This window comes from Micromonospora sp. WMMD967 (genome assembly GCF_029626165.1).
Taxonomy (GTDB): domain Bacteria; phylum Actinomycetota; class Actinomycetes; order Mycobacteriales; family Micromonosporaceae; genus Micromonospora; species Micromonospora taraxaci.
The window spans coordinates 2,511,913-2,530,890 of sequence record NZ_JARUBK010000001.1; the positions used below are offsets into that span (position 1 = coordinate 2,511,913).

General features: G+C 73.1%; 20 protein-coding genes. 10 read left to right on the forward strand and 10 right to left on the reverse strand.

Features of this window, described 5'->3' with window-relative positions; translation table 11 throughout:
- Positions 1-2,001: an endonuclease/exonuclease/phosphatase family protein gene (locus O7631_RS11830; protein ID WP_278144287.1), complete on the forward strand. Its 2,001-nt coding sequence runs from the start codon at positions 1-3 to the stop codon at positions 1,999-2,001.
- A 6-nt stretch (positions 2,002-2,007) separates the two neighbouring features.
- Here O7631_RS11830 and O7631_RS11835 read toward each other — a convergent pair whose 3' ends face one another.
- From O7631_RS11835 to cofC, 5 genes are all read right to left on the reverse strand, one after another.
- A complete protein-coding gene (locus O7631_RS11835; RefSeq protein ID WP_278144288.1) occupies positions 2,008-2,886 on the reverse strand; it encodes an NUDIX hydrolase in 879 nt (292 codons plus the stop codon).
- Positions 2,874-4,394 (reverse strand): CYTH and CHAD domain-containing protein, encoded by a 1,521-nt coding sequence (locus O7631_RS11840; RefSeq protein ID WP_278144289.1) that lies wholly within the window; start codon positions 4,392-4,394, stop codon positions 2,874-2,876. Before O7631_RS11840 ends, O7631_RS11835 begins: the two co-directional genes overlap by 13 nt.
- Before the next feature lie 24 nt (positions 4,395-4,418).
- Positions 4,419-6,776, reverse strand: coding sequence for an RNA degradosome polyphosphate kinase (locus tag O7631_RS11845; protein WP_278144290.1), 2,358 nt, complete (start codon positions 6,774-6,776; stop codon positions 4,419-4,421).
- Positions 6,777-6,830: 54 nt separating this feature from the next.
- Positions 6,831-7,028, reverse strand: a complete 198-nt coding sequence (locus O7631_RS11850; RefSeq protein ID WP_278144291.1) for a cold-shock protein — start codon at positions 7,026-7,028, stop codon at positions 6,831-6,833.
- Between the two features lie 75 nt (positions 7,029-7,103).
- On the reverse strand, positions 7,104-7,751 hold the full coding sequence (cofC, locus tag O7631_RS11855; protein WP_278144292.1) for a 2-phospho-L-lactate guanylyltransferase: 648 nt from the start codon (positions 7,749-7,751) through the stop codon (positions 7,104-7,106).
- Positions 7,752-7,879: 128 nt separating this feature from the next.
- Between cofC and O7631_RS11860 the strand changes: the two genes are divergently transcribed.
- From O7631_RS11860 to O7631_RS11880, 5 genes are all read left to right on the forward strand, one after another.
- Entirely contained in the window at positions 7,880-8,617 is a 738-nt protein-coding gene (locus tag O7631_RS11860; RefSeq protein ID WP_278144293.1) for a lysophospholipid acyltransferase family protein, read from the forward strand.
- Entirely contained in the window at positions 8,614-9,633 is a 1,020-nt protein-coding gene (locus O7631_RS11865) for an NAD(P)H-dependent glycerol-3-phosphate dehydrogenase (RefSeq protein WP_278144294.1), read from the forward strand. Before O7631_RS11860 ends, O7631_RS11865 begins: the two co-directional genes overlap by 4 nt.
- A 7-nt stretch (positions 9,634-9,640) precedes the next feature.
- Positions 9,641-10,759 carry a cystathionine gamma-lyase gene (locus tag O7631_RS11870; RefSeq protein WP_278144295.1) on the forward strand — a complete coding sequence of 373 codons (1,119 nt, stop codon included), beginning with the start codon at positions 9,641-9,643 and terminating at the stop codon, positions 10,757-10,759.
- A gap of 8 nt (positions 10,760-10,767) precedes the next feature.
- The gene (locus O7631_RS11875) at positions 10,768-11,556 is read left to right on the forward strand and encodes a putative protein N(5)-glutamine methyltransferase (protein WP_278144296.1); all 789 of its coding nucleotides are present in this window, start codon (positions 10,768-10,770) and stop codon (positions 11,554-11,556) included.
- 188 nt (positions 11,557-11,744) lie between these two features.
- Entirely contained in the window at positions 11,745-12,794 is a 1,050-nt protein-coding gene (locus O7631_RS11880; protein ID WP_145785117.1) for an ROK family protein, read from the forward strand.
- Between the two features lie 183 nt (positions 12,795-12,977).
- Here O7631_RS11880 and O7631_RS11885 read toward each other — a convergent pair whose 3' ends face one another.
- Both O7631_RS11885 and O7631_RS11890 read right to left on the reverse strand, forming a co-directional pair.
- Positions 12,978-13,178 (reverse strand): DUF397 domain-containing protein, encoded by a 201-nt coding sequence (locus tag O7631_RS11885; protein ID WP_145785116.1) that lies wholly within the window; start codon positions 13,176-13,178, stop codon positions 12,978-12,980.
- 5 nt (positions 13,179-13,183) lie between these two features.
- On the reverse strand, positions 13,184-14,029 hold the full coding sequence (locus O7631_RS11890; protein WP_278144297.1) for a helix-turn-helix transcriptional regulator: 846 nt from the start codon (positions 14,027-14,029) through the stop codon (positions 13,184-13,186).
- Between the two features lie 281 nt (positions 14,030-14,310).
- On the opposite strand from O7631_RS11890, the gene O7631_RS11895 reads away from it, so the two are divergent.
- A complete protein-coding gene (locus tag O7631_RS11895) occupies positions 14,311-14,529 on the forward strand; it encodes a hypothetical protein (protein WP_088991877.1) in 219 nt (72 codons plus the stop codon).
- Between the two features lie 195 nt (positions 14,530-14,724).
- A complete protein-coding gene (locus O7631_RS11900; protein ID WP_269680675.1) occupies positions 14,725-15,825 on the forward strand; it encodes a D-alanine--D-alanine ligase family protein in 1,101 nt (366 codons plus the stop codon).
- A gap of 50 nt (positions 15,826-15,875) precedes the next feature.
- Here the strand turns inward: O7631_RS11900 and O7631_RS11905 are convergent, their stop codons facing one another.
- Both O7631_RS11905 and O7631_RS11910 read right to left on the reverse strand, forming a co-directional pair.
- Positions 15,876-16,610 (reverse strand): DUF3515 family protein, encoded by a 735-nt coding sequence (locus O7631_RS11905; protein WP_278144298.1) that lies wholly within the window; start codon positions 16,608-16,610, stop codon positions 15,876-15,878.
- Entirely contained in the window at positions 16,611-16,844 is a 234-nt protein-coding gene (locus O7631_RS11910; RefSeq protein WP_030487446.1) for an Lrp/AsnC ligand binding domain-containing protein, read from the reverse strand.
- A gap of 153 nt (positions 16,845-16,997) precedes the next feature.
- Here O7631_RS11910 and O7631_RS11915 point away from each other — a divergent pair, with 153 nt between their 5' ends.
- The gene (locus O7631_RS11915; protein WP_278147912.1) at positions 16,998-17,930 is read left to right on the forward strand and encodes a thiamine-phosphate kinase; all 933 of its coding nucleotides are present in this window, start codon (positions 16,998-17,000) and stop codon (positions 17,928-17,930) included.
- 29 nt (positions 17,931-17,959) lie between these two features.
- Entirely contained in the window at positions 17,960-18,421 is a 462-nt protein-coding gene (locus tag O7631_RS11920; RefSeq protein ID WP_278144299.1) for a GNAT family N-acetyltransferase, read from the forward strand.
- 85 nt (positions 18,422-18,506) lie between these two features.
- On the opposite strand, the gene rpmB is transcribed toward O7631_RS11920, so the two are convergent.
- Positions 18,507-18,698: a 50S ribosomal protein L28 gene (rpmB, locus tag O7631_RS11925; protein WP_011905179.1), complete on the reverse strand. Its 192-nt coding sequence runs from the start codon at positions 18,696-18,698 to the stop codon at positions 18,507-18,509.
- Positions 18,699-18,978: the final 280 nt, after the last annotated feature.

An 18,978-nucleotide genomic window follows, 5' to 3' on the forward strand; every position in this document is an offset into this window, starting at 1 on the left:
GTGCCGGCCCCCTCCGCCGGCCCGTCGACGGGAAGTGGGGCGCCGGTGCGCTACCGCCAGCTCACCACCGGGACGCTCGCGCTGGGCGTCGTCCTCCTCATCGACGTGCTGCGGGTCTGGTTGCCCGGCATCATCACCATCTTCGGCCAGGCGGCGTCCACCCCGGCCGAGTTGATGGGCGCGTTCGCTCTCGGCTGGTTCGTGCTCGCGTTGGGCGCGCCCGCGGTGGTCCGCCGGGTCGGTGCCCGGCCGGTCGTGGTGGTCGCCGCCGTTGCCCTCGCCGTCGCCCGGCTCGCACTCACCGCCGCGCCGGGTGGGCGTACGCAACTCTGGTTGGCCACCGCCGGTCTGCTCGCCGGGCTGGTCTGGCTGGTCGGCGTCGCCGCCGACACCGACCGTCCGGTTCCGGGGCTGGCGTTGGGTTTCGCGGTCAACGCGGCCCTGCACGCGGTGTGGGACACCGTCGACGTGGTCTGGTGGGACACCTGGGTGGCGTGGTTGGTCAGCTCCGTCGCGGTGCTGCTGTTCCTGCTCGGCACGGCACAGCGGGCAGCGCGGGCCGGCGGCGGTGTTGACGACGGTGGCGGGCGGGTCGGTGCAGGTGGCGCGCGGGCCTGGCTGTTGGCCGGTCCGGCGCTGCTGCTGGCCGGAATGGTGGCACTCTCCCCGGCGCTGGCCCGGACCGGGATGTCGTATCTGTTCGCCGGCGACGGTGTGGCGGGCTCGCCGTTGTGCGGCCTGGCGCCGGTGCCGGTGGCGGTCGCCGCATTCCTGTTCACCGCGTCGACCCGGCCACCCCGGGGGTGGGGCCGCGCGTACGGGCCGGTGGCGTTGCTGGTGGGCGCGCTGCTGTTCGCCAGCGACCGGGGCGATTTGCTCGTCCCGGCCGTCCTGCTGGCCGCCGTCGGTCTCGGTGCCTGCCTCGCGCTGACCGACGACGCCGACCGCCCGGACGAGACGGCGGAGACCGGGCCGACGGGCAGGGTGACCGCGAGGGACGGCGCTGACGCGACGGCGGCCCGCCGGGGGTACGCGGTGGCCGTCGGCATGTTGGTCTTCGCGCTGGGGGCGGTCGGGTACTACTCCGCCTACGACCTCGGGTACCCCAACGCGGCGGTGCCCGTCGTGGTGGCCGGTCTGGTCGCGGTCGTGGCGTTCACCGCCCAACCCGTCGTCCAGTGGCTCCCAGGGCCGTTTCCGCCGCTACGGGCTGCCGCTGCGGTCACCGCGCTGGCGCTGCTGGCACCGGTGGTCGCCGACGAGGTTCCGGTGGCCAGCAACCGGGACGGCCCACCGGAGCGGCTCACCGTGGTGGCGTACAACATCCGGATGGGCTTCGGGTTGGACGGTCGGTTCGACCTGACCGGGCTCACCGAGGTGGTGGAGCGGCAACGCCCCGACGTGGTGCTGCTCAGCGAGGTGGACCGCGCCTGGCTGCTCAACGGCGGGCACGACACCCTCGACGTGGTGGCCGACCGGCTCGGCATGCCGTACGTCTTCGGGCCGGCCGCTGACCCCGTGTGGGGTGACGCCGTGCTCAGCCGTTGGCCGATGGACGACGCGCGGAGCATCCCGCTGCCCGCCGTCGGTGCGCCCACCGGGGCGCAGGCCCTCGGCGTGACGCTGGACCTGAGCGACGGGGTCCGTGTCGCGGTGGTCAGTACCCACCTGCAACCGCCGCCCGGGCAGGGCCCGGTGGTCCAGGCCCGCGCGGTCGCCGACTTCGCCGTCCGGTACGCCGCCGGTCGACCGCTGGTGGTGGCGGGCGACCTGAACACCGAGCCGGGGGACGAGGCGTTCGGGGAGTTCACGGCCGCTGGTCTGGTCGACGCGTTGGCTGCCGCCCGACCGTTGGCGACCAGCCCCGCCGACGACCCCCGCGAACAGATCGACCACATCTTCGTCTCGCCCGGTCTGACCCCCGGCGACCCGGTCGCGCCCCGCAGCACCGCCAGCGACCACCTGCCGGTCGCGGTGACAGTGGCCCTCCCGCCCCGCTGAGGGGCTCTACAAGCGGTCGGCGGCCAACAGACGGTCGGCGGTGAAGGCGAGCAGCCATCCGCCGCCCTTGGGCGTGCTGAAGTCCTCGTCGGCGCGGCCGGTCAGCTGCTCCAGGGCACCCGGCAGCACCTTGCCCTGGCTGCACACCGCGGCCTGGCCGCCGGCGGTGGCCAACTCCAGCAGCCGGGCGGCGGTGGCCAGGATCTGCTCGTCGCTCTGCTGGCCGGGCTGAGGCTCGTCGAGGTCGCCGCAGACCTCGATCGGCAGGTCGAGCAGCGCGGCGGCCGGGTCCAGGGTCTGTACACACCGTCGCGGTGACGCCGACACCAACCGGGACGGCCGGATCAGGGCCACCAGCCCGCCCAGCGCGGTCGCCTGGGCCCATCCCTCGGCGTCCAGGGGGCGCCCGACGTCCGGGCCGGACCAGGTGGCCCGCTTACCGGCGTGCGCGTGCCGGACCAGCGCGACGGTGGCGGTCACCGGCGGCAGCGCGGCGAACGCCGCCAGCACCTCGGCGTCGTGGGGGTAGCTGACCAGGCGGATCGCGTCGTCCACGGCGAGCCAGCGGATGTCGTCCACCTCGGTGCCCGGTTGGAAACCCCCGCTCGCGACAGCGAGCATCGACCAGTAGTCGACCAGCTTGGGCTGCCCCTCGCTGCGGTACCGCACCGACGGCAGCCGGACCTGCGGCACACCCCGCACGTCGGCCTCCTCGGCCACCTCGCGGACGGCCGCCGCCAGGGCGTGCTCGCCCGGCTCCAGCTTGCCCTTCGGCAGCGTCCAGTCGCCGTAGCGGGGGCGGTGCACCACGCAGACGCGGACGCCGTCGGCGGTCGGCCGCCAGGCCACCCCACCCGCCGCGCGGATGCCGGTCACGGCAGCCAACTCGTGCGCCGCCGCCGGGTGGCCCGGTGCCAGGCCGCCGGGAAGGACGACCGCATCCGGTGTACGGAGGCGCGTTCCCGCTCGGCGAGCCGACCGGCGGTGACGGCCAGCTCGTGGTCGTCCGGCAGCTCGGCGGCGATCTCCAGCCAGGTGTCCGCCGCGACCGCCGCGTCCTGGTGCTCGCCGAGCACGTCCTGCACCCCGGCCAGGGCACGGGCCAGCCGGCGCGCGCCCTTGCCGACCGTCGGTGCCACCGCGTTGACCGCGTACCGGGCCTGCTTGGCCTCCTTGCGAACGGCGTGCCACCTGTCGTCCGGCGACCGGGCGTCGAGCCCGTCGACGCCGTCCGGGCCGGTGAGCCGAGCCCAGGGGCGGGCAACCAACGCGGGCAGCGCCTCCGCCGCCGGCGCGGTTGCCCGGCGGGTGAGCCGGGGCGAGGCGGAGGCCAGCACCAGGGAGTCCACCAGGGCCAGGTAGCGGGGGCTGCGCAACGCCTCGTCGATGGCGGCCAGCGCCGATCGCTGCCGTGCGGCGAGCACCTCGTCCAGCCGGTCCACCGCGTCCCCGTCGAGCGGGCTGAGCGGATCCGCCTCGGCGGTGGTGCGCAGCCGGGCGCGCAACACCTCGGCGTCGCGGGCCGCGCCGAGGACACCGGCCAGCCACCGCAACTCGGTGCGCAGTGGCCGGGACCAGGTCGTGCGGACCAGGGCCTTGAAGGTGCGCAGGTCACTGCGGAGGCGTCGGCAGGCCACCCGCATCTGGTGCACACCGGTGTCGCCGCCGGCGCCCGGGGCGCGTAGTCGGACCAGCGGGTCGTGCGCCAGCAGCCGGCGGATCTCCTTACGGAGCGCCTCGGTCACCACGTCACCCGCTGTCGGCTCGACGGGCAGCCCGTCCGGCGCGACCAGGTCCGGATCGGCCTGTGCCGCCTCGCCCAGCGCCCGTACGTGCTTCGGCGTGAACGACCCACCCTGGGCGCCGGCCTCGCGCAGCACGGAGCCGATCCGGTCGAGCAGCGCCCGGTCGCCGTCCTTGCGCTCGACCTCCAGCTCGCGGAACGTGTCGGTGGTGGCGCCGGAGTCGTCCAGCACCGTCACCCGGTCGTCCACCACCTCGGCGAGAACCGTGCCCGCCTTGTCGCACACCTCGTACGCGTGCCGGACCGTCCGGACCACCGTCACCGGGGCCAGCGATGCCCCCCGGTGCAGGACGGTGACCAGCTCCACCAGCTCCGGCGGCGGCTGCCCCTTCGGCCCCGGGCGGGAGACCTCGTGCCGGACGCCTGGTGTGCCGGTCGGCAGTTTCACCGTCCAGGGCAGCTCGTCGCCCCGGCGGTGGCGTAGCGAGGCACCGGCGCGGGCCAGCCTGAGGTCGACGGTGTCGAGGTAGCGGGCGACGAGCGTCACCGGTGGCAGCGCCCGAACGCGGCCCCCGGACGGTGCCGTGGCGGCCAGGTCCGGCAGCACGTAGGCGTCGTCCACCTCGTACTTCTGCTCCTCCTCGACCATCAACCCAGCCTATGCGGTGATCGGTCAGCCGGCCGTGCCACCGACGCGGCGCAACAACACTTCCTGTAGATGCTCGCGGGTGTTGTCGTCGGCGCCGGTGTGCCGGGTCCAGCTACCGTCGCTGGACAGCTCGAACGCGTCCACGTCGGGGCTCATGGCGGCGGTCAGCACCTGGTCCAGTTCGGCGCGGGCGATCGGATCGCTGACCTGCACCAGTGCCTCCACCCGACGGTCGAGGTTGCGGTGCATCAGGTCCGCCGACCCCATCCAGAACTCGGCCTCGCCGTTGTTGCCGAACCGGAAGACCCGGGAGTGCTCCAGGAATCGGCCGAGGATCGAGCGCACGCGGATGTTCTCCGACAGCCCGGGCACCCCGGGCCGCAGCGTGCACATTCCCCGGATGAGCAGGTCGACGTGGACGCCAGCCTGGGAGGCGCGGTACAGCGCGTCGGTCACCCCCTCGTCGACCAGCGAATTGACCTTGAACTGGACCAGACCGGGCATGCCCAGGCGGACATGCGAGATCTCCCGCTCGATGCGCTCGATGAGGCCGGTACGGATGCCCTGCGGAGCGACCAGCAACCGTCGGTACGCGGTCTGCCGGCTGTAGCCGGTGAGCACGTTGAACAGGTCGGTGAGGTCCGCGCCGATCTCCGGGTCGGCGGTGAGCATCCCGAAGTCCTCGTACAGGCGGGCGGTCTTCGGGTGGTAGTTGCCCGTGCCGATGTGGCAGTAGCGGCGGATCTGGTTGCCCTCCTGGCGCACCACCAGCGCGGTCTTGCAGTGCGTCTTGAGGCCGACCAGGCCGTACACCACGTGACAGCCGGCCCGTTCCAACGTGCGCGCCCAGCCGATGTTGGCCACCTCGTCGAAGCGGGCCTTCACCTCCACCAGCACCACCACCTGCTTGCCGGCGGCGGCCGCGTCGACAAGCGCGTCGACGATCGGGGAGTCGCCGCTGGTGCGGTAGAGGGTCTGCTTGATGGCCAGCACGTTCGGGTCGGCGGCGGCCTGCTCGATGAAGCGCTGCACGCTCGTCGCGAACGAGTGGTACGGGTGGTGCACCAGGATGTCCCCGTCGCGCAGGGTGGCGAAGACGCTGCGCGGCACCTCGCCCTCGGCGAGCCGGGGGTGGGTGGCCGGCACGAACGGCGGGTCCTTGAGGTCCGGCCGGTCGGCCTCGCCGTAGACCTGCCACAGCGCGGACAGGTCCAGCAACCCGGGCACCCGCAGCACGTCCTGGTCGTCCATGTCCAGCTCGCGGACGAGAAGCTCCAACATGTGGTCGGAGATGGAGGCGGCCACCTCCAGCCGGACCGGCGGGCCGAACCGCCGCCGGGCCAGTTCCCGTTCCAGGGCCTGCAACAGGTCCTCGTCGCGGTCCTCGTCGACCTCCACCTCGGCGTTACGGGTGACCCGGAACAGGTGGCACTCGACCACCTGCATGCCACTGAACAGCTGCCCCAGGTGCACCGAGATCAGGTCCTCCACCGGCAACATCCGTACGCCCGGCTGGTCCCGGTCCACCCGGACGAAACGGGGGACGTTGTTGGGCACCTTCACCCGGGCGAACAGCTCGGAGCCGCCGTCGGGGTCACGAACCGCCACCGCCAGGTTCAGCGACCGCCCCGAGATGTACGGGAACGGGTGCGCGGGGTCCACCGCGAGTGGGGTCAGCACCGGGAAGATGTGCTCCCGGAAGTAGGTCCGTAGCCGCTCCCGCTCCGGGTCCCCCAGTTCGCCCCAGCGCAGGATGCGGATGTCCTCGGCCGCCAGCTTCGGCAGCACGTCGTCCACGAAGCAGGCGGCGTGCCGGGCGACCAGCGCTGCCGTGCGCTCCGCGATCAGCTCCAACTGGGTACGCAGGGGCAGCCGGTCCCCGCCGCGCACCGGCAGGCCGGCGGAGAGCCGCCGCTTCAGCCCGGCGATCCGCACCATGAAGAACTCGTCCAGGTTGCTGGCGAAGATCGCCAGGAACTTGGCCCTTTCCAGCAGTGGGGTGCTCTGGTCCTCGGCCAGGGTGAGCACCCGGGCGTTGAAGTCGAGCCAGGAGAGTTCCCGGTTGAGGAACCGGTCCTCGGGCAGCGGCGCGGGCGGTTCGTCGTCCTGCGCCGCGGCGGCGGTCGGGAGGTCGTCCGGCAGGACCTGGTGGGCGCCGGCGACGGCGGGGGAGTCCACCTCGTCGCTGGTCGGCGCGGGTTCGATGACCTCGTCCAGCCCGGAGGAGGCGGCCCCGGGGTCGTCGGCGAGGGTGTCGGCGCGGGCGGCGCCCGCCCGTTCGGCGCGGGACGGGCGGAAGCGGCCGTCGGTGCCGCGCGCGCGGGAACCGTTGCGGAGATCGGAGGAGGGCTGGCGGGCCGGGTTCTCGCGAGGGGTGCTCACCCGCTCATAATCACCCGATTACGGTGAACGCAAAATGAACTTGGGCTCGACGGTTCAGATCATCGTCGGCAATGTCACCCGGACGACCGTGCCGTCGGTATCCGTGTCGATGTGCACCCGCTGGCCGAGCCGGAGAAGCCGCAGCCCGGAGGCGTCGAAGGCCCGCGCGGGGAAGCGCATCTCGGTGCCGTCGTCGAGCAGCAGGACACCGCTGCGCGTCGCCGCGTCGTAGCTGGCCACCGTGCCCTGCATGCTGGCACCGTACACCCGCCGGGTCAGCCCGCGGTGCGGGCCGGGCGGCTCAGCCCGCGGTGCGGGCCGGGCGGCTCAGCCCGCGGAGCGTGCGGGATGACCGGCGGCGACGAGTGCCGCGGTGTGCGGCCCCAGCCCGAGCCTGATGGCGGTGGCCAGGTCCGTGGGAGTGTCCACGTCCCGGCGCAGGCTGGGCCAGTCCCCGGTCAGGGGCAGCGCCCCGCTTGCCGCGTGCGCGACCGCCGAGCCCACCCCGAAACGGGGGGCCAGCGGAACTCCGGGAGGGGCGGTGAGCAGGACCGTGCCGCTGCCGGGCGCGTCCGGCACGAAACGGCGTACCCCCGGTCGACCGTTCTGCGCCGCGAGCAGCGCGCCGGCCAGCTCGGCCGGGCGCAGCGCCGGCAGGTCCGCGGTGAGCCCGGCCACCCACCCGGCGGTGGCCCCGGCGGCGCCATGCCGGAACGCCGCGTTCAGGCCGGCGTCCGGCCCGTCGGGCAGTACCCGCGCGCCCGCCGCCCGCGCCGCCGCCGTCACCCGGGCGTCGTCGGTGACCACCAGGGCCTCGGCGACCGCCGGGCAGGCCAGCACCGCCCGGAGGGTGTCGGCCGCCAGGGCCAGCGCCAGATCCTCGTGGGGTACGCCGGACAGCGCGCCCCGCAGCCGGCTCTTGGCCGCGCCCAGATGCTTCACCGGCACCACCACGGCCCACCTCGGCTGACTCACGTCCGCAATCCTGCCAGCCGGACGACGGGACCCTCGCTGGCCGTACCGGGGGCGAGCAGGCATGATTTCCGCTGCGGGTGTCGCGGGCGGGGTTTCGCGGCGGGGTTGGGGCGCGACGAGGAGGCACAGTGGCACGGCGAAGGCTGGGATTCTGGCAACGGTTCGCCGTGGGGCTGGTCAAGCCCGTGATGACCGTGTGGACCCGCCGGACCTGGAGTGGCCAGGAACACCTCGGCGGCGACGGTGGCGTGATCATTGTGGCGAACCACCTCTCGCACGCCGATCCGCTGGTCTCCGCGCACTTCATCTACGACTCCGGGCGCTGGCCGCAGTACCTGGGCAAGGCCAGCGTGTTCCGGGTGCCGGTGGTCGGCTGGATCCTGCACCGGTGCCTGCAGATCCCGGTCGAGCGGGGCAGCGTCGACGCGGTCCGGTCGCTGGACGCGTTGGTCGGCGCGCTCGACAGGGGCGGTGCCGTGGTGATCTACCCGGAGGGCACCACCACCCGGCAGCCGGAGCTGTGGCCGATGAAGGCCAAGACCGGCGCGGCCCGGCTCGCCCTGGCCACCGGCGCGCCCGTCGTGCCGGTGGTGATGTGGGGGCCGGAGCGGATCTTCGACCCACGGACCAGCCGGGTGAGCCTGCGCCCCCGGATCCCGGTGACCGTCGTCGCCGGGGAACCGATCGACCTGAGCCGGTGGGCGGACTCCCCACCGACCCGGGCCACCCTCGAAGAGATGACGGACACCATCATGTTGCGGCTGCGGGACATGCTCGCCGAGATCCGTGGCGGCACACCGCCGCCGCTGTGGGAGCGACCGGCCCGGTCCTCCGCCGGCCGTGAGCAGCAGGGCGAAGCGGCATGAGCGAGCGAGGCAGCGGGCACGTCGCGGTGCTCGGCGCCGGTTCCTGGGGCACCGCCTTCGCCAAGATCCTGGCCGACGCGGGCCGGGACGTGACCGTGTGGGCCCGTCGTGCGCCGGTCGCCGAGAGCATCCGGGCCGAGCGCCGCAACCCGGAGTACCTGCCGGACCTGCTGCTGCCGGCCCGGGTCACCGCCACCGCCGACGCCGCCGAGGCGATCACCGGCGCCGAGCTGGTGGTCCTCGCGGTGCCGTCGCAGACCCTGCGGGGCAACCTCGCCGAGTGGGCCGGGCACCTGCACCCGGACTCCACCCTGGTGTCTCTGATGAAGGGCATCGAGCTGGGCACCACCAAGCGGATGAGCGAGGTCATCGTGGAGACCGCCGGCGTCGCCGCCGACCGGGTCGTCGTGGTGTCCGGTCCGAACCTGGCCCCGGAGATCGCCGCCGAGCAGCCCGCCGCGACAGTGGTCGCCGGAACGAACGGTCACCGTACGGCGCTCGTGCAGGCGTCGATCCGGACGCCGTACCTGCGCCCGTACACCAACGACGACGTGATCGGCTGTGAGCTGGGCGGTGCGGTCAAGAACGTGATCGCCCTGTCGTACGGCATCGCCACGGCGATGGGTTTCGGCGACAACACCCGGGCCATGCTGATGACCCGAGGGCTGGCCGAGACGGCCCGACTGGGCGTGGCGCTCGGCGCGGACCCGATCACCTTCGCCGGCCTGGCGGGCATGGGTGACCTGGTCGCCTCCTGCTCCTCCCCGTTGGCCCGCAACCGGACCTTCGGGGAGCACCTGGGCCGGGGCGAGACGCTGGAGCAGGCCCAGACCGCCACCCGGCAGACCGCCGAGGGCGTGAAGAGCTGCCTGGCGATCCGTGACCTGGCCCGCGCGCACGGCGTGGAGATGCCGATCACCGAGCACGTCGAGCGGATCTGCCACGAGGGGATGGACCCGCGCCTCGCCGTGGAGACCCTGATGAGCCGCACCGCCAAGCCCGAGTCGTACGAGTGAGGATCCGATGAGCGAGCTGGGAGACGGCACCCGCTGCGTACGCGCCGGCCTGCCGGAGGCGAAACCGGGCGACCCGTTCCTGCCGGGGCCGGTCTTCGCCGCGCCGTACCACCTCGACCCGTTCCAGGGCCCTGGCGCGTCGCCGAACGGCTACGGTCGCCCGGACAACCCGACCCGGCGGTTGCTGGAGGCCGCCGTGGGCGAGTTGGAGGGCGGTGAGTGTCGCGTCTTCGCCACCGGTCAGGCGGCCATCACCGGCCTGCTGCTGACAGTGCTGCGCCCCGGGGACACCGTGGTGCTGCCCACCGACGGCTACTTCCCGGTCCGGGCGTTCGCCACCGACGTGCTGGAGGCGATCGGCGTCCGGGTGCTCTTCGTGCCGACCGTCGGGCCGTACCCGTCGTTCGAGGGGGTCCGGCTGGTGCTGGTGGAGACGCCGGCCAACCCGGGCCTGGACGTGGTCGACGTGGCCGCCCTGGCCGAGAGGGCGCACGCCGCCGGCGCGCTGCTCGCGGTGGACAACACCACGGCCACCCCGCTCGGGCAGCGGCCACTCGACCTCGGCGCCGACCTGGTGGTCGCCTCCGGCACGAAGGCGCTCACCGGCCACTCCGACCTGCTGCTGGGTTACCTGGTCAGCAGGTCCGAAGAGCTGATCACCGCGGTGACGACCTGGCGGACGACCACCGGTTCGGTTCCGGGGGCGTTCGACGCCTGGCTGGCGCACCGGTCGTTGGCCACCCTCGACCTTCGGCTGGCCCGGCAGAGCGCGAACGCCGCAGCCGTCGTCGACCTGCTCGCCAACCGTTCGGATGTGACGGGCCTGCGCTGGCCGGGGCGGCCGGACGACCCGGCCTACCCGGTGGCCTCGACCCAGATGCGCCGGATACCGGGGGTGCTCTCGTTCGACCTGGGCAGCGCCGAACGGGTGGGCCGGTTCATCGAGGCCGCCCGGCTGGTGGCGGCGGCGACCTCCTTCGGTGGCCTGCACACCACGGCGGACCGCCGGGAGCAGTGGGGCGACGACACCGCGCCGGGCTTCGTCCGGCTCTCCTGTGGGGCCGAGGACACCGCGGACCTGGTGGCCGACATCGCCGCCGCCCTGGACGTGGCCGGGCCGGTCTGAGGCCGCCGGTGCCACCACCGTCCCCGACCGACCGGGCCGCTCTCGTGGGCCGGCTGCGCGCCGCCGGTTGCGTCTACGCCGAGGACGAGGCCGAGTTGTTACTGGCCGCGGCCGACTCCCCGGCCACGTTGGTCGACCTGACCGACCGTCGGGTGGCCGGTGAACCGCTGGAGTATCTGCTCGGGTGGGCCGAGTTCGCCGGCCTCCGGATCGCCGTCGACGCCGGCGTCTTCGTGCCACGTGCCCGGACCGCCCTGCTGGTCCAGGTGGCGGCCGAGGTCACCGTCCCGGCCCCGGCCGTCGTGGACCTCTGCTGCGGGTCCGGGGCCACCACCGTCGCGCTGGCACACCGACTCACGCCACGCTGGCTGGCCGCCGCCGACATCGACCCGGCGGCGGTGGCGTGTGCGCGGCGCAACGTGGGCGGGCTGAACGTCGAGGTGTACGAGGGCGACCTCTTCGCGCCGCTGCCGCCGCGGTGGCGGGGTCGGCTGGACCTCGTCGTCTGCAACGCCCCGTACGTGCCGACCGGGGCGGTGGCGCTGATGCCTCCCGAGGCGCGGCTGCACGAGGCCCCGGTGGCGCTCGACGGTGGGCCGGACGGTCTCTCCGTGCTGCGCCGGGTGGGCGTGGACGCCGCCGAATGGTTGACCCCGGGAGGGCACCTGGTGGTCGAGGCCGGCACCACCCAGGTGGACGCGCTCTGCGCCGCGTTCAGCGCCGCCGGCCTGATCCCCGGAGTGCGCCACGACGAAGACCTGGACGCCACAGCAGTGGTAGCCCAAAACCCCACCTGACCCCCGGCCCGGGTCGAACCGGTCGATCATGGAGTTCTGGTGTCCAGTTGGCACCACAGCACGGTGTTTGTCCCCCACCAGAACTCCATGATCGACGGGGAAGGGCTGGGCTCGGTGGCCGGGCGTGGCGGGGGAGAGAGCTTGGCACTAGCCTCGGCTCACACTCATGACGGCGGGAGGCGGTTTCGGTGGGCAGCGCAGGGGTGCCGGTGGTCGTCGGGTTGGACAACGGCGGCACGAGCAACAACGCCACAGTGCTGACGGTGGACGGCCGGTTCCTGGTCGACGGGCTGCTGGAGATCCCCAGCGAGGTGCAGGCCGGCCCGGACGCGGCGATCGAGGCGCTGGCCCGGGCGCTGGACGGGGCCCTGGCGCAGACCGGGGTGCCGCGCGAGCTGGTCCAGGCGGTCGGGTTGGACACTCCCGGCCCGGCCAGCGCCGACGGGGTCATCTCGTCCCGGGGTTCCACCAACTTCTCCCAGCCGGCCTGGCGGGGCTTCGACGTGCGCGGAGCGCTGGAACGACGGCTCGGCCTGCCGGTGATCTACCACAACGACGGCAACGCGGCGGCGCTCTACGCCCACCACGTGCACTTCGGTGCCGAGGCGATGACCCGGTCGTCGGTCTCCGCGATCGTCGGCACCGGCCTTGGTGGCGGCGTGGTGGAGAGTGGCCGGGTGATCGCCGGTGCGGCCGGCATGGCCGGGGAGCTCGGTCACGTGCACGTCCCGCTGACCGGGCTGCTCGGCCCGGGCCAGCCGGAGCCCACCTGTGCCTGCGGCTTCACCGGTGACGTCGAGAGCGTCGCCTCGCTGACCGGCATCGAGCGCAACCTGCTGCCGTACTGGCTGACCCGGTACCCGGACCATCCGCTCGCCGCCGAACCGGTGGCTCGGGCGGCGAAGCTGGTGCGCGGGTACGGCGAACGGGGCGACGCCCTCGCGCGGGATCTGTTCACCCAGCAGGCGATGGCGCTGGGGCGGCTGTTCACGGTGGCGGCGAACTTCACCGACCCGCACGCGTACTTCGTCGGTGGTGGGGTGGTCGAGGCGGCACCGGAGTTCCGTGACTGGTTCCTGGCGACGGTCCGCGAGCACACGGTGCTGCGCGAGGAGCAGGCGGCCGTGGCCACCTTCGCGCTGGTGCCGGACCGGGACATGGCCGGTGCCCGGGGTGTGGCGATCGCCGCTCTGGAGAGGCTGCGCGCGGCCCCGGAGCCTCGCCCGCTGGTGGCCTGAGCCTGCCCGCATCTGCCGCGCCAGCAGCCTGCCTTGTCGTTGGTGCCATTGGCCCGGGGGCGTGGTCCCGGGCCGCGTCTGGGTACGTCGCGTCCCGACCCGGCCCGCCGCGCCTGACAGGCGGCGCGGCGGGCGGTCGGCAGGTGGGTTGTCCGGTTCGGTGAGTGGTGTGTGGGGGTCTGGTCAGGGGCGCGGTGGCGCCTGGGCGAAGGCCGCCCACGCGGCCGTTGCGAACAGCAGGGCCGGGCCGGCCGGGTCCTTGGAGTCGCGGACGGCCACCAGCCGTGGCAGCGCGGCAACCTCGACGCAGGCGCCCTCGTCGCCGCTGCGGCTGCTCTTGCGCCACGCCGCCGCGGCCAAGGCCGCTGTGATTGTCGGTGTCATCGGTCCTACCGTCCCTTCAGGGCTGACAGGAGCATCTCGCGGCTGTCCGCCGGGCTGAGCGCCACGCTTCGGAGATGCTCCATGATCTTGGTGCAGGTACGCGTCTCGCCGGCCCGGTCGAGGATCATCTGACCTGCCACGGTCTCCACCGAGGCGATGATCGGATCCTCCGGGTCGGCGAACTCGAGGATGTGCAGTGAGCCCCGCGTGCCCCGGTGGTAACCGGCCGACAGGGGGATCACCTGGACGCTGATGTTCGGCAGCTCGGCCATCTTGACCAGGTGTCGCAGTTGCCCGTCCATCACCGACTGGTCGCCGACGGGGCGTAGCAGCGCGCCCTCATCGATGATCGCGTCGAAGATGGGCGGGTTCTCGCCGGTGAGGCGCTGTTGCCGGTCGAGCCGGATCTTGACCCGCTGTTCGACCAGGTCGTCGCCGAGGGTGTGCGGCCCGCCGCGCATCACGCCACGGACGTAGTCGGCGGTCTGCAGCAGGCCGGGCACCACCGAGGGCTCGAAGTTGGCGATGGCGGTCGCCTCGGCCTCCAACGCGATGAAGTCGATCGTGCGTGGATCCAGCAGGTACGAGTACGACACCCACCATCCCGGCTTGCGGGCGTCTTTGGCGAGTAGCACCGCTGCGGCCACCTCCTCGGCACTCACCCCGTACGACGTGAGCAGGGCGCGCACGGTGGCCGGGGTGATCAGGGTCTGGGCGTTCTCGTACCGGGAGAGGGTGCTGCGGGTGCTGTTGATCTCATCCGCCGCGGTCTCCAGCGTCAGCCCGGCGGCTTCCCGGTGTTGGCGCAGGGCGATGCCGAGCCGGCGGGCGCGGGCGGTCTTGGGGGCCATACATCGATGGTCGCACACATTTGCGGGAACGTCTGCATGAGAGAACGCCGATGAGAGTTGCATTCACGGCTGTACACGTGTCAATCTGTTATCGCGTCCTCACCGCCGGTTGTCGTGGCGACGGTGGTGGTGAGCGACCGGAGGGGATGGGGCGCGCGGCGATCGGGTTTCTCCCCCGTACCCGATCGTCGCGTGCCGCCCCTCCATCCCGGCCCGCCGGAAGGAGACGACGTGGGAACCTGCCCGCAGCCCCCCGCCGTGTGCGACGCGGGCGGCTTTCGATGACCCGCTTCCTCGTGGTGCTCACCGACGTACGCCCGGTCGAAGGCATCGAGCGCAACGAGCGGGTCGCGCCGGAGCGGCGTCGTCAGGTGGTCGGCGCCAACAGTCGGGAGGCCGCCGACCGGATCGCCGGAGCGTTCATGGCGTTGGGCATGGTGCGGGCCGGCCGACAGCGGGTCAAGGTGATAGCCGTCGGTCGGCGGCACTCCCGGGACTGAATAGGCCCAGGTCAGCGGCCTACGAGACAGCCACTGTCCCGTCACGCACCGTATATCTCTTGTTGACCGATTGCCGTGTCGTGCTGCGGCTCGCCGGGTATCGCCTCGCTCTGCCGCCACGCACAGTAAGGTCAACCGGGTGAGCGCCACCGGCGAGCACGACCAGCCGCAGTCGCGTACGAAGAGGTGACCGGAGTGACCACCCCAGGCAAGACCCGCGTGGCGATCGTGTTCGGCGGCCGCAGCCCGGAGCACGGCATCTCCTGCGTCAGCGCCGGCAGCGTGTTCGGCGCGCTCGACCCGGACGAGTTCGAGGTGGTGCCCGTCGGCATCACCCGGGCCGGCCAGTGGGTGCTGACCGACGGAGATCCCGCCCAGCTCGCGATCAACGCCCGCCAGCTGCCGGAGATCACCGCCGAATCCGGCGACGACATCGTGCTGCGCGCCGACCCCACCGGCAACGGGCTGATGGTGCTCGACCCCACCGAGGGTCCGCGGGTGCTGGCCGACGTGGACGTGGTCTTCCCGGTGCTGCACGGCGCGTACGGCGAGGACGGCACCATCCAGGGAATGCTGGAGATGGCCGGCATCCCCTACGTCGGGGCGAACGTGTTCGCCTCGGCCGCCGCGATGGACAAGGAGTTCACCAAGAAGCTGTGTGCCGTCGAGGGCATCCCGGTCGGCACGTACGCGGTGCTGCGCAACGGGATGACCCTCAGCGAGCAGGACAAGGAGCGGCTCGGCCTGCCGGTCTTCGTCAAGCCGTCCCGGGCCGGCTCGTCCTTCGGTGTCAGCAAGGTCAGCGACTGGGCGCAACTGGACGACGCGGTCGCCGCCGCCCGGAAGTTCGACCCGAAGGTCATCATCGAGGCCGCGATCATCGGCCGCGAGATCGAGTGCGGGGTCCTGGAGGGCGAGGCCGGCGGCGCGCCGGAGGCGTCCGTGCTGGCCGAGGTGCGGGTCGTCACCGACCACGACTTCTACGACTTCGAGGCGAAGTACCTCGACGACTCGTGCGAGTACGACATCCCGGCCAACCTGCCGGAGCGGGTGACCCGTCAGGTGCAGGAGTACGCCGTCCGCGCGTTCACCGCGCTGGACTGCGCCGGCCTGGCCCGGGCGGACTTCTTCGTCACGCCCGAGCTGGACGTCTACCTCAACGAGATCAACACGATGCCCGGGTTCACCCCGACGTCGATGTTCCCGCGGATGTGGGCGGCTTCCGGCCTGGAATACCCGAAGCTGGTCAACCGACTGATCCGTACCGCCCAGCGGCGCGGCATCGGCCTGCACTGAGCCGGCCGGCCCCGCCCGCGTACGTCAGCCGGTGCGGGGCCCGCTCAGCGTCAGCGCTGGCAGCCGGACGGGATGGCGCCGCCGGACGGCACCGTCGCCACGATCGTGCTGGAGATGGTCGGCACCCACTGCAACGGCTGCTCGTACGAGCGTGGGACCCGCACGGTGATCAGTGTTTCCCGGTCGACGGTGCTGAGCACTGCCGCGTCGGCCTGCTCGGCCAGGTGCCAGCAGACCCGGTTGACCGTCCAGACCTCGTCGGTGTCGGGGAACGTCGGCTCGGCGCCGCCGCAGGCCACCGTGAGCGCCGGGTCGCCGTAGGCGGCGTTCTGCTCGGGGCCGGCGGTCACCGGCCGCTGGGCCAGATCGCGGATGCTCGCCGGAAGCTGGGAGAGCAGAGCCCGGCAGACGGTGGCCGGGCGGGCGGCCAGCGCCGGGGCGGCCATCTGCACCGGAGTGGTGGACTGCACCCGGGCGCTGCTGGCGGACGGGCTCGGCGCGGCGGCCGGGGTGTCCGGGGCGAGTTTGGTGAAGGCCAGCACGGCCACCAGCAACGTGATGGGCAGCGCGATCACCGTGGCCAGCAGGGCGGCGCCGCGGATGGTCCGGTCCCGACCGGCCGGCGCGGCGGCGGCCGGGTCGACCGGTTCGCGGTTACCGTCAGCCGGCCCACCCGTGCCGTCAGCCGTCTCGCGCGTGCCGTCAGCCGTCTCGCGCGTGCCGTCGGCCGTCTCGCGCTTGCCGTCGTCGTCCAGAGCGGAGGAGGAGGTCGTCATCTCGTCCACTTACAGCCGCACCACCGAACACGTGAGGGTGCGGGTGATGCCGGGCACCATCTGCACCTTGCTGACGATGAGTTTGCCGAGCTCGTCGACGGTGTTCGCCTCGGTGAGGACGACCACGTCGTACGGCCCGGTCACGGCGTCGACCCGTACGACGCCGGGGATGTCCGCGATGAGACCCGCCACGTCACGTGCGCGGCCGACCTCGGTCTGGATGAGGATGTACGCCTGTACCACGACTCGACCTCCGTCCGTCGCCGCCCGGGAGCGGCCCGAAGGGTGAAACTACCTTACGGACCAGGTCTGATCCCTATCGGTGGTCAAGGAGCAGCGGTGAGCGAGCAGGGCGGGGCCGGGCGGCACGGGCGGAACGCCGATGGTGGCGTCAGCGTGTCCGGGATCGGGGAGTTCGGGCTGATCGGGAAGATCACCGCTCGACTGTCGTACGGGCCGACGACACTGCTCGGGCCAGGTGACGACGCGGCGGTGGTGACCGCGCCGGACGGCCGGGTCGCGGCCTCCACCGACGTGCTCGTGGACGGGCGACACTTCCGGCGGGACTGGTGCTCGGCCCTCGACGTGGGGCACAAGGCGGCGGCGGCCAACCTGGCGGACATCGCGGCGATGGGCGCGACGCCGACGGCCCTGCTGGTCGCCCTGTGCATGCCGGCGGACCTGGAGACCGGCTGGGCGGAAGGGTTGGCCGACGGGCTGTCCGCGGAGGCGTCGTCGGTCGGCGCGAGCGTCGTCGGCGGGGACATGTCCTCCAGCCCCACGCTGACCGTCGCGGTCACCGCCCTCGGCGACCTGGAGGGGCGTCCGCCGGTGCTGCGGTCGGGCGCCCGTCCCGGGGACGTGCTCGCCCTGGCCGGGCGCACCGGGTACGCGGCAGCCGGGCTGACCGTGCTCACCCGGGGTTTCCGCACGCCCCGGGTGCTGGTCGAGGCGTACCGGCGGCCGCAGGTGCCCTACCCGGCCGGTCCGCAGGCCGCCAAACTCGGCGCCACCTCGATGATCGACGTGTCGGACGGGCTGCTCGCCGACCTCGGGCACGTGGCGACGGCGAGCGGGGTGGCCATCGACGTACGCCGGGACGCCTTCGAGGTGCTCCGGCAGATGGCCGACGCCGCGCAGGCGCTCGGCGTCGACCCGTACACCTGGATCCTGGCCGGTGGCGAGGACCACGCGCTGGCCGCGACCTTTCCCCCGGCGGTGGCGTTGCCGCCTGAGTGGCGGCCGATCGGCGTGGTCACGCACGGTGCCGGTGTGACGGTCGACGGGGCGCCCTACGACGGCCCGACCGGCTGGGACCACTTCCGTTAGGGTCCGACGCCCGCCGTACCCTGGATACCGTGAGTGAGATCGAGATCCGGGTGGTGCGGTTCGACGCACCGGTGGCGCAGCAGTTGATCAAAGCCGCACTGGCCGACCTCGGTGCCCGCTACGGCGGCTCCGGCGACGAGACCCCGGTGGACGCCACCGAGTTCGAGCCGCCGGACGGCGCGTTCCTGGTCGCCTACCTGGCGGGTGAGCCGGTCGGCTGCGGTGGCTGGCGCAGCCACGGTGCGGACACCGCGGAGCTGAAGCGGATGTACACGGCGCCGGCGGCGCGGGGCCGGGGCGTGGCCCGCACGGTCCTGGCCGCCGTCGAGCGCTCGGCGCGTGAGCAGGGCCGCAAGCGGGTGGTCCTGGAGTGCGGGGACAAGCAGCCCGAGGCGATCGCCATGTACAGCTCCGCCGGATACGAGCGGATCCCGAACTTCGGCTTCTACAAGGACGCGGAGGGCTGCGTCTCCTTCGGCCGCACCCTTTGACCGCGAGCGGCCCCCACCACACGACTCAGCCGGCGGACCTCAGGGTCCGCCGGCTGAGCCGTACGAGAAAGTGGGTGCTACCGCGTCAGGCGCGGGTGACCTTGCCGGCCTTGATGCACGAGGTGCAGACCTTCAACTTCTTGGTGTTGCCGCCACCGGCCGGGGTACGCACCGACTGGATGTTCGGGTTCCAGCGGCGGTTGGTCCGCCGGTGCGAGTGGGACACGTTGTGGCCGAAGCCCGGTCCCTTGCCACAGACGTCGCACACGCTAGCCACGGGATACTCCTGGGATTGATACGTTCACGGGGTCGCCGGCAGGTGCTGCCCGGGCAACCTGGTCAGGTTACCCGATGACTCGCCGACCCGGCCAACCGGCCCGGTCCGGCGCTCGGTTGTGCTCCGGCTCTCACCTGGTCGCGGGCCCGTCCGCCCGAGAGTGGGCCGGCCCGGCGGCAAGGTTACCGGAGGGCCCGGGCCGCGTTGCGGTGACCGCCGGACCGGGACGCGGGGGACACGCCGGACGACTCCGGCGCGTGTCGGTGCGCGCCAGTAGGCT

Bases quoted from the DNA above. Each gene is read 5' to 3' on its own strand.
- O7631_RS11840 (WP_278144289.1), bottom strand. From the start codon at position 4,394: ATGGTCGAGGAGGAGCAGAAGTACGAGGTGGACGACGCCTACGTGCTG.
- O7631_RS11850 (WP_278144291.1), bottom strand. From the start codon at position 7,028: ATGCAGGGCACGGTGGCCAGCTACGACGCGGCGACGCGCAGCGGTGTC.
- O7631_RS11865 (WP_278144294.1), top strand. From the start codon at position 8,614: ATGAGCGAGCGAGGCAGCGGGCACGTCGCGGTGCTCGGCGCCGGTTCC.
- O7631_RS11870 (WP_278144295.1), top strand. From the start codon at position 9,641: ATGAGCGAGCTGGGAGACGGCACCCGCTGCGTACGCGCCGGCCTGCCG.
- O7631_RS11885 (WP_145785116.1), bottom strand. From the start codon at position 13,178: ATGACACCGACAATCACAGCGGCCTTGGCCGCGGCGGCGTGGCGCAAG.
- O7631_RS11890 (WP_278144297.1), bottom strand. From the start codon at position 14,029: ATGGCCCCCAAGACCGCCCGCGCCCGCCGGCTCGGCATCGCCCTGCGC.
- O7631_RS11895 (WP_088991877.1), top strand. From the start codon at position 14,311: ATGACCCGCTTCCTCGTGGTGCTCACCGACGTACGCCCGGTCGAAGGC.